This window comes from Gracilimonas sp. (genome assembly GCF_035704785.1).
Lineage (GTDB): Bacteria > Bacteroidota > Rhodothermia > Balneolales > Balneolaceae > Gracilimonas.
Genome location: NZ_DASSWP010000192.1, coordinates 1 through 11,911 on the forward strand (window position 1 = coordinate 1; position 11,911 = coordinate 11,911).

14 protein-coding genes are annotated in these 11,911 nt (G+C 39.6%); 13 read left to right on the forward strand and 1 reads right to left on the reverse strand.

The features are described from left to right. The 8 genes from VFM80_RS11070 to VFM80_RS11105 all read left to right on the forward strand — a co-directional run. The coding region (locus VFM80_RS11070) for a YhjD/YihY/BrkB family envelope integrity protein (protein WP_395071893.1) at nucleotides 1-233 on the forward strand (233 nt) is incomplete at its 5' end. Between the two features lie 2 nt (nucleotides 234-235). Further along, complete coding sequence (locus VFM80_RS11075) at nucleotides 236-748, forward strand: SixA phosphatase family protein (RefSeq protein WP_395071894.1); 513 nt, start codon at nucleotides 236-238, stop codon at nucleotides 746-748. A 145-nt stretch (nucleotides 749-893) separates the two neighbouring features. After that, the gene (locus VFM80_RS11080) at nucleotides 894-1,244 is read left to right on the forward strand and encodes a hypothetical protein (protein ID WP_395071895.1); all 351 of its coding nucleotides are present in this window, start codon (nucleotides 894-896) and stop codon (nucleotides 1,242-1,244) included. A gap of 189 nt (nucleotides 1,245-1,433) precedes the next feature. Then, complete coding sequence (locus VFM80_RS11085) at nucleotides 1,434-1,937, forward strand: Dps family protein (protein WP_395071896.1); 504 nt, start codon at nucleotides 1,434-1,436, stop codon at nucleotides 1,935-1,937. A gap of 106 nt (nucleotides 1,938-2,043) precedes the next feature. Further along, nucleotides 2,044-2,229 (forward strand): CsbD family protein, encoded by a 186-nt coding sequence (locus tag VFM80_RS11090; protein ID WP_395071897.1) that lies wholly within the window; start codon nucleotides 2,044-2,046, stop codon nucleotides 2,227-2,229. Nucleotides 2,230-2,359: 130 nt separating this feature from the next. Next, nucleotides 2,360-3,178, forward strand: coding sequence for a mechanosensitive ion channel family protein (locus VFM80_RS11095; protein WP_395071898.1), 819 nt, complete (start codon nucleotides 2,360-2,362; stop codon nucleotides 3,176-3,178). A gap of 216 nt (nucleotides 3,179-3,394) precedes the next feature. Next, the gene (locus VFM80_RS11100; RefSeq protein ID WP_395071899.1) at nucleotides 3,395-5,434 is read left to right on the forward strand and encodes a DUF349 domain-containing protein; all 2,040 of its coding nucleotides are present in this window, start codon (nucleotides 3,395-3,397) and stop codon (nucleotides 5,432-5,434) included. 246 nt (nucleotides 5,435-5,680) lie between these two features. After that, nucleotides 5,681-6,475 (forward strand): MBL fold metallo-hydrolase, encoded by a 795-nt coding sequence (locus VFM80_RS11105; protein ID WP_395071900.1) that lies wholly within the window; start codon nucleotides 5,681-5,683, stop codon nucleotides 6,473-6,475. Between the two features lie 30 nt (nucleotides 6,476-6,505). Here the strand turns inward: VFM80_RS11105 and VFM80_RS11110 are convergent, their stop codons facing one another. Next, nucleotides 6,506-6,985, reverse strand: a complete 480-nt coding sequence (locus VFM80_RS11110; protein ID WP_395071901.1) for a hypothetical protein — start codon at nucleotides 6,983-6,985, stop codon at nucleotides 6,506-6,508. Nucleotides 6,986-7,161: 176 nt separating this feature from the next. On the opposite strand from VFM80_RS11110, the gene VFM80_RS11115 reads away from it, so the two are divergent. The 5 genes from VFM80_RS11115 to VFM80_RS11135 all read left to right on the forward strand — a co-directional run. After that, nucleotides 7,162-7,497: an arsenosugar biosynthesis-associated peroxidase-like protein gene (locus VFM80_RS11115; protein ID WP_395071902.1), complete on the forward strand. Its 336-nt coding sequence runs from the start codon at nucleotides 7,162-7,164 to the stop codon at nucleotides 7,495-7,497. A gap of 64 nt (nucleotides 7,498-7,561) precedes the next feature. Then, nucleotides 7,562-8,608, forward strand: a complete 1,047-nt coding sequence (gene arsS / locus VFM80_RS11120) for an arsenosugar biosynthesis radical SAM (seleno)protein ArsS (RefSeq protein ID WP_395071903.1) — start codon at nucleotides 7,562-7,564, stop codon at nucleotides 8,606-8,608. A gap of 324 nt (nucleotides 8,609-8,932) precedes the next feature. Beyond that, complete coding sequence (locus VFM80_RS11125) at nucleotides 8,933-9,544, forward strand: TIGR04282 family arsenosugar biosynthesis glycosyltransferase (RefSeq protein ID WP_395071904.1); 612 nt, start codon at nucleotides 8,933-8,935, stop codon at nucleotides 9,542-9,544. Nucleotides 9,545-9,621: 77 nt separating this feature from the next. After that, the gene (locus tag VFM80_RS11130; RefSeq protein ID WP_395071905.1) at nucleotides 9,622-10,308 is read left to right on the forward strand and encodes a TIGR04283 family arsenosugar biosynthesis glycosyltransferase; all 687 of its coding nucleotides are present in this window, start codon (nucleotides 9,622-9,624) and stop codon (nucleotides 10,306-10,308) included. Nucleotides 10,309-10,523: 215 nt separating this feature from the next. Further along, a partial coding sequence (locus VFM80_RS11135) for a carboxypeptidase-like regulatory domain-containing protein (protein WP_395071906.1) occupies nucleotides 10,524-11,911 on the forward strand: 1,388 nt, incomplete at its 3' end.

Below are 11,911 nucleotides of genomic sequence, written 5' to 3' on the forward strand. Positions count from 1 at the left end.
GGAAATTTGGGGTTGGTATGATCATTGGCAACAGTTCTCTGAATGAGCTGACCGGCGCTTCCTCATCCATAATTATTTTAATGTTATGGGTGTACTATTCAAGTATTATTGTATTTTTTGGCGTTGAACTGGTCAAAGCAATGGCGGAACATGGAGGTGGTGAAATTAAAGCCGGACGATTTGCCCGTAAGATGAGAATGGTGGAAATAGAGGTACAAAAAAAGGAGCCCTGAACATGAAACAGATCTTATTGATGCGCCACGCAAAGTCGAGCTGGGAGCACCCGGACCTCAAAGATTTTGACCGACCGCTGGCTGATCGTGGATTACACGATGCACCCATGATGGGCAAATTCATGCGAGACAGTAAGCATAAACCCGGTTGGGTGATCTCATCTCCTGCACAGCGGGCAAAAGAGACGACCATGCTGAGTATGGAGGCTGCGCAGGTTAATGAGGAAAACATCAGCTGGAGCGAAGACCTGTACTTTGGGTCGGTTAAAGATTACGTGGCTGCCATACAATCTGCTTCCGATGAATATGAACGGGTGTTATTGGTAGGGCATAACCCATTGATGGAACAAACGGCGGGCATTTTGGCAGGAGCCGAACAAAAAGTGGCACTGCGAATGCCTACGGCTGCTCTTGTTTGTCTCGAAAGTTTCGCAGGTTCCTGGAAGAATATCTCCCCGGATACATGTCAGATCAAATGGATGATGATCCCGAAGATCTTGAAGAAAATTAGTTAGGCACAAGGTGTAAGGCGCAAGGTTCAAGGACGGCAATAAAACTTGCGCCTTGAACCTTGCACCTTGCCTCTTTTCCACTCACAATAATTCAGCTGATTTGTTATATTGACACAGCTAAAAAATTCAACCCAATCATTTACAGCAGATGCAATACCAACAAAACTTTTTCTATCTCTGCAAAACCCCTTTAAGCGCTGAAGGACCCGAACATGTTGAAATTATCACACGTGCTGAAAACAGTGAAGATTTCCCCCGTGTGTTTCAGGAATTTGAAGAACTGCGCTCTCATGCTTTTAATGAGGACAAAATTTACAGTGTAGTCCGTGCCGATGACATTTATGAACTGGTGCGTACCAACACCGAAGAAAGTGCCAAAGAGATTGCTTACGAAAAAGCAGAACAGGAGATCATTACCAATCTTCAACACCGCGTGATGCAGGATGGCGATGCCAACGCCAAGGGAATTCTTAAAGAAGTGTACGACATTACAGAGTAAGCTTTTTGCGTTATAAAAAGCTTAGCACAAAAACCCCGCACTTAGCTAAAGCGCGGAGTTTTTTTTTGTGATCGATAGTCTCAATCACGTTCATTGTAAATCCTTTTAAATAATTACTTAGCTAATGGAACCGTAGCCGTTCAGTTTTGTTTAGTTAATAGAATATTCACAAAAAAGCAGTTAGTTATTATGAGTATTGAAACACTAAACGGAGTAAGAAAAATGGAAGTAAACATTGGAATTTCTGAAGAACACAGAGAGAAAATAGCAGCCGGTTTGTCAAAGGTATTGGCCGATTCATACCTGTTGTATTTAAAAACACACAACTATCACTGGAATGTTACCGGTGAGTTGTTTCATCAGCTGCATGAGCAATTCGAGGAGCAGTACACCGAGTTGGCTGAAGCTATTGATGAAATTGCTGAACGCATCCGTGCAATTGGATTCAGGGCGCCGGGCTCGTTCAAAGAATTCAATGAAATAACATCAATTGAAGAAGACAGCGATCAGCCCAAAGCTAAAGAAATGGTGAAGCGGCTGGCCAAAGCAAACGAGCAAGTCATTCGGACAGCACGCGAGGCCTTAAAGCCTGCGAATGAAGCTGAAGATGAAGCTACGCTCGATCTGCTTACTGAACGACTAACGGTTCATTCGAAAACAGCATGGATGCTTAGAAGCCACCTGGAAGAATGATCACCTAAAAGCTTGGTGAATTTTTAACCTCACCAACTTGAAAATGCTTATTGACGATTTTCGATTAACGAATAACGATTAACGAACAAACAAAAGGAGCGACATCATGAATGATCTAACCCTTAAAGGAACATGGAACGAAACGAAAGGCAAACTCAAACAAAAATATTCAAAGTTAACCGACGATGATCTAAAGTTCACCGAAGGTAAGGAAGATGAGCTGATTGGCCGTCTTCAGAAAAAACTCGGCAAGAGCAAAGACGAGATCAAAAAAGAATTGGCAGAGATCTGATAAAAAAATAGATCAAAGTAAAAGGAAGGGAATCACTCCCTTCCTTTTTATATGAACAAAATATGACACTCACTGATATATTATTGATATTCATACAGTGAAAAATTTAAAACCAAATCAACTTACTTAAATGGAAAATTTTAACATAAGTTCGGATGACCTAATGAATTTTGTGATCACATTTGGTCCAAAATTGCTTGCTGCAATTGCCACACTCGTTATTGGTTTATGGATCGTTAAATTTGTGGTTAAAGGTGTAAAGAAAGCTCTAAATAAAAGCAGTGTTGATAATGCGTTGGCCGTATTTTTGCAAAGCCTCGTTTCCATATTATTGAAAGTGATGGTGTATATCACTGCACTGTCAATGTTAGGAATTCAAATGACTTCCTTTATTGCTGTTTTAGGTGCGGCAGGTTTAGCGATTGGTTTGGCAATGCAGGGTAGCTTGTCAAATTTTGCCGGTGGAGTATTGATCCTGTTTTTCAAGCCGTTCAAAGTGGGAGATTTTATTGAGAGGGGGAGTGAATCCGGAACTGTTGAGCGTATCGATATTCTATACACTTTTCTGGTAACTCCAAATAACCAGGAAATTGTAATTCCAAACGGGCAACTTGCGAATGCAGCGGTCACCAATTACTCCGCTAAAGAAATACGCCGGGCAGTATTTCCGGTAGGCATCGGATATACCTCTGATATGAAAAAAGCCAGGGAGATCATGCTTCGGGTTTTGAAAGAAGATGAACGAGTCCTGAAAGAACCGGAACCAGTTGTTGTTCTTACAAATTTAGGCGACAGTTCTCTTGACCTTTCTGCCCGGGCATGGACCAAGACAGAAGATTATTGGGCTTTCTTTTGGGACAATCTTGAAAAAATAAAAGAAGAGCTGGATAAGGAAGACATTGAGATCCCATTTCCTCAGAGAGATGTTTATCTTTATCAACAGAAATAGAATTTGTTAAAAAATTCAAATCCAAAAGGCACTTTTAAAAGTGCCTTTTTTATTTATAAAAGATGCATGATGATCGTTTTTAATTCATTTTATGAGTTTTAGTTTTCTTTTGTCATTAATTGTCAAAGATTGAGCAGATATATTATCTTAACTAATCTATGAAAGAAGGCTTCGAGCCGTTAAATATAAAAGAACTACGAGGAAAGGAAGGTTACTGTGGAGAACCTGGAGCAAAACAATATCGATTCTGAAAAGAAAGACATCAAGAAAGAAGAACTTGCGCAAGCATCTGATGAAGAAGTCTCTGAGGATTTAGAATCCTCAAAAATAGAGGACGAATCAACAAAGGCGGAAGAATCTGTTGATGATTCTACTGATACTGATTCTGAAAAAGATCAGGAGGAAGCTGATGAGGAAGACTCAACTGAAGCTGCCTCAGATGAACATGAATCTGAGAAGGTAGATTCAGATGCTGAAGCCGAAGCTGAGGAAAAATCCGAAGAAGGGTCTCAAGATCTTGAAGACGAGATTGATTCAGAGGAAGATGCAGATGATAGTGAAGAAGATGCGGAAAGTTTCTACGCTGATATTGTAGAGCGTGCAAACGAATTGGTTGTTCAAACTGACTGGACTTTTGTTACAACGGAATTAGCTAATCTGGCACAGAAAGTTGCTGAAGGTCCTGAATCAAGAAGTGAAAAAGCATCCAAGCTTGTCGACGAATTCAAGGAATTACGGGATAACTTCGAAGAGAAGAAAAGGAAGCATTACGAAGAACAAAACCGGAAGAAAGAAGAAAATCTTGCCAGGAAAAAGGAGCTGTTAAAATCACTTTCTAAGATCATTAGTGAAGAAGACTGGTCAGCCACAAAAGAGGTGGGAAAGATCAAGAGGCAGTGGGAGTCTATTAAATTCCTGCCGCAGGGAGAAATTGAGTCTCTGGAAAAACAGTTCAAAGAATTGATGGACGAGTTTGAAGATCATAAAGTAGATCGGCTCGTTAAAAAACTTCAGAAGGAAGAGGAAAATCTAGAACTAAAACTGCTTCTTCTCGATAAAATGGACGGGCTTGTCAAAATGCTGGAAGAAGAAAGTCCGGATTTTGAGGAGCTTGAAGATGAATTCAACAAGCTTATTTCTCAGTGGAGAAAAGTAGGTCGGGTTCCATCTGAAAAAAATCAGGCACTTTGGGATCGTTTTAATAAAGTTCAGGATACCTTCAACGAAATTCGCTTTAAGTTTGATAAAGAATACCGAAAGGTTATTGAGAAGGCCTTAGAGAAAAAGAAAAAGCTGATCAAAGAGGCAGAGGCACTTGTAGATCAGGAAAATATTGCAAAAGCAGCCCGCAAGGTAAACAAACTTCATAAAGCCTGGAAAAAAACCGGGAATCTGCCTCAAAAAGATGAAAATGAAATGTGGGATCTGTTTAAAGCAGCCACAGATAAGTTCAATGAATTAAAGTCTGAAAATATTGACGTGCTTCGGGAACAAGAGGAAAAAAACCTTGAGAAGAAGCATGAGTTGATAGAGAAGGCTAACGAGGAAAAGGATACCGAGGATTTCGAGAAAGGCCATCAGACGATGCAAAACCTGATGAGCGAGTGGAAGAAAATAGGCCCGGTTCCCCGAAAAAAATCTTCTAAGATCTGGAAGCAGTTTAAAGGAGCGATGGATGAGTTTTATGATCGTCGCAGAGAAGCTTTCAAAGGACAGCGAAAGGATCAAAAGGAAAATCTTGCCAAGAAAGAAGAGATCCTGGAGAAACTTGAAGAATTAGGAAAGCATGACGATCCGGCACTGGCAGTGCAAGAGGCTAAAAAACTGCAGGAAGAGTTCAAAGATGCAGGTTATGTGCCTATAAAGATGAAAAATAAGATCTGGAAGCAGTATCGTGAAGCTTGTGATGTTATTTACGATCGCTATCGTTCTTTAGGTTCGGATCTGGGAATGGAGAAAAAACTTGCCAATCAGGGAATAGACCCCGATACTCGAAAAGATATCATCAAGTATCAGAAAGAACGCGACAAACTGAAGAAAGAAGTTTCCAGGCTTGAAAGCGAAATGATACAATACGAAGAAGCTAAAACATATTTTAAGCCCACCAATAGAGGAAATGCGCTAAAAGATGAGCTTCAGGAAAAAATTGATAAAGCAGATAAGGCTATTGGTGAAAAACAAGATCGTCTACAGGAATTAAAAAAGGAAATAGACCAGCTTAAAAGAAGCAACGAAGGCAATGATGAAGAAGAATAAAATATTCTTTAAAAGAATATTTTTAACACTTAACGGCTCATCGTTAACAGAGAGCAAAATCTTGTAATTATTAGTGCAAAGCATAGCTTAGATTTAGCATCCATACATGTATTGGTGTGAGAATAATAGTTAAGCAAGGTTAGTGGATAGATTAATTTATTATGAAGGACAAAAAGTTTGGACAATAGCATAAAAATAAAATTCTGGGGTGTCAGAGGTTCTACCCCCTGTCCAAATAGTGAGAATATGCACTATGGAGGCAATACAACGTGTGTTCAAGTTGAGGCCGAAGGTAGTGATGAATTACTGATCTTTGACTGTGGGACCGGATTTAGAAATTTAGGGAATGAACTTTTGAATGATGGAAAGCCTTTGAAAGGGCGTATTTTTATTACGCACCCGCATTGGGATCATTTGCAAGGATTTCCATTTTTTAAACCTTTCTACAATAAAGAAAGCTTTTTTAGAATAAATATGCCCCCGCAAGGCCAGATCGGCTGTAAAGAAATTCTGCAAGGCCACATGTCGGACACATTTTTCCCTGTATCAATGGATATGTTGGAAGCAGACCTGGATTGCGATACTATTCTGCCTTCAGAAAAAGAGTACCAAGGCTATTCTATAGAATACATGTGGGCAACTCATACTATTCCAACAGCTATCTATAAAATCAAGATTGGTGAAAAAAAGATCGTTTTTGCTCCCGATAATGAGTTGAGGGACGATAACAGTGATACCTCCGTTAAGTTTGAAAAACAATTTCGAACATTCATAAATGGAGTCGATCTCTTAATACACGACGGGCAATTTTCAAGAGAGCAGTATAAAACAAGAAGAGGATGGGGACATTCGGCGTGGGAAAATGTTGTGGAAATAGCCCGGGGGGAGAATGTAAAAAACTTGTGCCTTACACATCATGACCCCGATAGCAATGATATGATATTAAAAAATATTGAAAATGAACTCTTGGATAAATATAGCGAATCCTTTGAGTTCGTAAGTTTAGCTAAAGAGGGACAGGAAATCATCCTGCCCCAATAAAAGCTAATAGTTTTTTACAGAGTGATCTGCTTAGAAATAATACCTGATACCAATTGCACCATTTCCATCAAAATCTGTATCAGGAACGAGGTTTAGAATAGGTACTGCTTCTACAAAGAGATCCACTTGTGAATCTGGAATGATATAATTCAGCCCAAACGGTACTCTTATACCTGCTCGTGCATCAGGATCGCTTAAAACGATACGCCCACCAACACCATAATAGAACGCAAGGTCACCTTCTTCTACATCGTTTAACCAGGTATGAAGCAGATAGTCACCATGCAGGTGAAGGGCATCATTTCTTCCAAACGACCAAGCAGCTCCAAAAGCAAAAGCAGAGCGATCATTATTCCAAATTTTTGCAGATATACCTGTTGGCTCACCCAACATAACACCGAGACCTAAATTTCCTCCGTTTCCATTGGCTTGCGCCTGAACTTTATTTGGAGAAAAAATTAAAAACCCGGTGATAACAAACAGTACCGATAATATTTTAGTTGTATTCATTTTCGTATGATTTAGATTTATTGCAGTTATTACCTTATTAAATGAAAAAAAGACCAAAATTGTTTCAATCTTAAAAAATTAGTGAGTTCTTGGACAGGCAAATAGATCCATTGCACTAATTATTTTGTAAGGATTATATATAAGCAACCATCAAATCTAAAACTAATAGTATTATTATGGACAAATCGTATTACAAAAAAGAAGACTTAAAAAAATTCAGTGAGATTACGGAATGGCAGGAAAATCTGGGGGAAAAATTCTTTGAATATTATGGAGAAGTTTTTGAGGAGGGAGCACTTACTAAAAGAGAAAAAGCTTTGATAGCCTTAGCGGTTTCGCACACTGTACAATGTCCGTATTGTATTGATGCCTATACTTCCGAAAGTCTCGAAAATGGTGCAAGTGAAGAACAAATGATGGAGGCTGTGCATGTTTCAGCAGCTATACGAGGGGGGTCATCATTGGTGCATGGTGTACAAATGATGAATAAGGTCAAAGGGCTTTCGATGTAACTGATTAGCGTGATTACTCGCATTATTTTATTTATTAGAAGAAAGAATTTCAGCAGCAATTATTATGAAAAGTTTACAAGCAGAAGCACATTCGTTATCAGATCCGAAAGTTCAACTTGAAATTATTAACTCACACAATGAAAAGGTCAGATCGCTTACCAAATTTGAAGAAAAACTTCAGGATATTGATCTGTTTCCTTTAAAACCTACAGGTATTGAGATCTTTCAGATGAACGTGGGCTATATGTGTAACATGACCTGCAAGCATTGCCATGTGGATGCCGGTCCGGATCGAAAGGAGATCATGACGAAGGAAACTTTTCAATACTGTTTGGATGCACTTGAGGAATCTGAGATACAAACCGTTGATCTTACCGGAGGAGCTCCTGAAATGAATCCCCACTTTCGGTGGTTTGTGGAAGAAGTGTCAAAGTTGGGTAAGCATGTGATCGTACGGTCGAACCTGACTATTCTAACAACCAACAAATTCAGTGATCTTCCGAAATTCTTTAAAAAGCATGGAGTGGAAGTAACGTGCTCGCTTCCATTTTACAGTAAATCCAGAACCGACCGGCAGCGTGGAAAAGGAACGTACGACAAATCTATTATAGCTTTAAAAAGATTGAATGAGCTGGGATACGGAAAAGAGGAAACCGGATTGATGCTTAACCTGGTTTACAACCCTGTAGGAGCTTTTTTACCGGGTGATCAGGAAGAGATCAAGCAGGAATTCAAAAGAGAACTAAGGAAAACTCACGGCATTGAATTTAATGACTTGTATACGATCACAAATTTACCGATCAGCCGGTTTTTAAACTTCTTATTGATGTCCGGAAATCTGGAAGAGTACATGGAGAAATTGATCGAAGCGTTTAATCCAGCTGCAGCGGCCGGGGTGATGTGCAGAAATACCATTTCAATAGGTTGGGATGGTCGGCTTTTTGATTGCGATTTTAACCAAATGCTGGAAATGGAAGTACACGACGACAGCGTTAAGCATATCAGAGAATTTGATCTGGATTCATTAAATAACAGGGAGATCCTGGTGAATCAACACTGTTTTGGGTGTACAGCAGGGGCCGGAAGCAGTTGTGGAGGAGCGACCACTTGAACATCCAACAAAAAACATCGAACATTGAATTTTGAAGTGAAGATAGCTAAGAATCAGTAAGGGCGTATCGCATACGCCCGAAGTATTTTTATGTATGCTGAAATAAGAATCGCAATATCCACCAATCCGACCTCTTTTGTTTTCTCCTTCAACAAGGAGAGAGACTAATTGTTGGAGATTGGAGTTTTGAATGAATATCAAAATTGTTATTAGGCCCTGGAAAAGCCTCTCCTTATGAAGGAGAGGTTGAAGTTTGGGTTTGAGAACCATGAACTATTCACAATCTTTTTTTAATTCCCGGCGCCGAATTTAAATCAATAAAAAATGTCTAAAGAAAAGCTCATTATTTTTGTAAAGAATGAGGAAGCCGGAAAGGTAAAAACGCGTTTGGCTAAAGAGGTAGGTGATGAGAAAGCCCTTGAGATCTATCAAAAGTTATTAAGCTATACCTATGATCAGGTTTCTCCGCTTCCGGTTACTAAGGAAGTATGTTATTCACGCTTTATCGAAGAAAATGATCTGTGGGGGGAAAGAGCATTTTTAAAGCAGCTTCAAAAAGGAGAGGGGCTTGGCGAAAGAATGTCGGAAGCTTTTAGAAGATCTTTTGATGATGAAGGCTTTCAAAAAACAGTGATAATTGGCAGTGATTGTGCTGAACTTACGCTCGACATCTTAAAAGAAGCTTTTGCCCGGTTGAATGATCATGAAATAGTATTAGGCCCGGCAGCTGATGGGGGTTATTATTTATTGGGAATGAAAAGCTACTTTCCTGAGCTGTTCACTGAAATAGCCTGGAGTACCGGTTCAGTGTTAGAAAAGACTATTAATAAAGCCGAAAAGCTTGGAAAAGACTATACCCTTCTAAAACAATTGAATGACGTGGATAGGCTTGAAGACTGGAAACAGGTAGAGGCTCGGTTCCCTTCAAAGTTGTAATTAAAAGATATCGTTGAAGGATATTTCCTTATCCTTACATCACTTTAAAAGCAGAAGTAAATAGACAGTAAGTGAAAATGATCAGCATCATTATCCCCGCATATAATGAAGAAAATAAGATTGGGAAGCTGGTAACCTATCTCAAGCTAAATAGCGATCCGGTAAAAACTGAGATCATTGTAGTGGATGGAGGAAGTAAAGATGGTACGATAGCAGAAGCTGAAAAATCCGGCGCAGTGGTTATAACCTCGCCTAAAAAAGGCAGAGCCGGTCAAATGAATTTTGGGGCTGCTAATGCTGCCGGGGAAGTCCTGTATTTTGTGCATGCCGACACTATTCCCCCGGTTACTTTTGTCCGGGATATTGAAAGAGAAATCAGCAAGGGTGTTGATTGCGGATGCTTTAGATTGCAGTTTGATATAGATCATCAGGCGCTAAGATTTTATGCCTGGTTCACACGATTTGATATCGACTTTTTTCGATTTGGCGACCAAAGCCTTTTTGTGAAAAAAAAGATATTCCGGAAGATCGGTGGTTTTGATGAGGAACTGATTGTAATGGAAGATCAGGACATTGTAAAAAGATTGAAAGATCACGCACAATTTAGAATCATAAACCATCCGGTTGTCACTTCAGCGAGAAAATATGAGCATATAGGCGTTTTCAAATTACAATTCATTTTCAGTATTATTGTTTGTCTCTTTTATTTAAAGATCAGCCAAGAGACAATACTTCATTTTTACCAAGCTGTAATTGACTCATAACAAAGCTTTTACATCCTCATATTAAGATAGTGTTAAATGGGGGAATGCTTGGGGAGGTTTGACATCATTATTACTATCTTTGGCAGGATTAAAAAAAGTTAGCGATCTTACGTTTCCCAGATGCTTATTTTTTGGCCGGATTACAACATGATGTCTAACTGACGATTTTTTAAAACGAGTTATCAAAATTAACCTCACAACAAAAAATAAATACCATGCTTAAATATCTTTCCACTTTAATGTTAATCTTTGGTATTTCTGGAGCGCTGTTTGCACAGTCTGCTATCAGAGGTACGGTTACCGAAGCGGGATCAGGGGAGCCAATTATCGGCGCTAACCTGCTCTTGATGGGAACCAATCAAGGTAATGCAACCGACCTGAATGGTGATTATGTAATCAGAGGCGTTGAGCCCGGAACTTATACACTGCGTGTTTCCAGTGTTGGATATGTAACTATCCAAGAAGAGATCACGGTAGGATCAAGTGATCTGGAACTGGATTTTGAATTAGAAATTGATGAAAGTGTTCTCGGTGAAATTGTTATTTCATCGGGTGTAGTTGATGTGGCAAGGGTTAGGGAAACTCCTGTAGCATCTACACTAATTTCACCACAAACTATATCACAAAAAATTGGTAACCAAGAATTTCCTGAAGTTATGAACTCAACTCCAGGTGTCTATGCTACTAAACAAAGTGGCGGTTATGGTGATTCCCGAATATCATTACGTGGTTTTGATCAAAGTAACACTTCCTTCCTGATTAACGGGCAGCCAGTTAATGATATGGAAAACGGATGGGTATATTGGTCTAACTGGCAAGGATTAACAGATGTAGCATCTGGGATTCAAATTCAACGTGGACTAGGTGCCTCGCGGTTAGCAGTACCTTCGGTTGGTGGTACAGTATCTATTTTTACAAAAGCATCTGGTAGAGAACAAGGTGGTACTGTTGGGCAAGTCGTCGGAAATGATGGATATGTAAAAACATCCGCAAGCTATTCTACGGGTCTTTCCGAAAAGGGTTGGGCCGCTTCTTTCCTACTAAGTAGGTGGGCAGGAGATGGGTATGTGTACAATACATCAGGTGAAGGTTATACATACTTCACAGCTGTTGGATACGAGCCGGTTGGTTCTGAACACTCTTTCAACTTTTCTTTTTTAGGAGCAGGACAATGGCACCACCAAAGAGATACATGGGTATCTATTCGTGATTACGAATACTTTGGTGATGCAGGTATTGACCCTAGGTGGAATACCAATGGCGGTACTTTGAATGGAGAAGAGTTTAACATGAGAAGAAATTTCTATAACAAACCATTGGGAACATTCAATTGGGATTGGGAAATTTCTGATAAACTTGAACTTAATACTTCTCTCTACGGCTCTGCAGGGCGAGGCGGTGGAACAGGCCCGATTGGGAAAAACTATTTTAATTCCGATATAGACATGTACCCATTTAATTCTGACCTCTACGAACATTACGTAGAGAATGGCAATGGGACAAGAAATCCAGATGGTACTATAAACTTTGATGCCGTCGTTCAAACCAATCGTAATACTACTAATGGATATACGGGTGGTATTGGTGGTGGAAATTATGACGG

Coding starts and splice junctions, on each gene's coding strand:
- VFM80_RS11080 (WP_395071895.1), top strand. CDS start 894: ATGCAATACCAACAAAACTTTTTCTATCTCTGCAAAACCCCTTTAAGC.
- VFM80_RS11130 (WP_395071905.1), top strand. CDS start 9,622: ATGATCAGCATCATTATCCCCGCATATAATGAAGAAAATAAGATTGGG.
- arsS (WP_395071903.1), top strand. CDS start 7,562: ATGAAAAGTTTACAAGCAGAAGCACATTCGTTATCAGATCCGAAAGTT.
- VFM80_RS11090 (WP_395071897.1), top strand. CDS start 2,044: ATGAATGATCTAACCCTTAAAGGAACATGGAACGAAACGAAAGGCAAA.
- VFM80_RS11125 (WP_395071904.1), top strand. CDS start 8,933: ATGTCTAAAGAAAAGCTCATTATTTTTGTAAAGAATGAGGAAGCCGGA.
- VFM80_RS11105 (WP_395071900.1), top strand. CDS start 5,681: ATGCACTATGGAGGCAATACAACGTGTGTTCAAGTTGAGGCCGAAGGT.
- VFM80_RS11110 (WP_395071901.1), bottom strand. CDS start 6,985: ATGAATACAACTAAAATATTATCGGTACTGTTTGTTATCACCGGGTTT.
- VFM80_RS11085 (WP_395071896.1), top strand. CDS start 1,434: ATGAGTATTGAAACACTAAACGGAGTAAGAAAAATGGAAGTAAACATT.
- VFM80_RS11115 (WP_395071902.1), top strand. CDS start 7,162: ATGGACAAATCGTATTACAAAAAAGAAGACTTAAAAAAATTCAGTGAG.
- VFM80_RS11095 (WP_395071898.1), top strand. CDS start 2,360: ATGGAAAATTTTAACATAAGTTCGGATGACCTAATGAATTTTGTGATC.
- VFM80_RS11075 (WP_395071894.1), top strand. CDS start 236: ATGAAACAGATCTTATTGATGCGCCACGCAAAGTCGAGCTGGGAGCAC.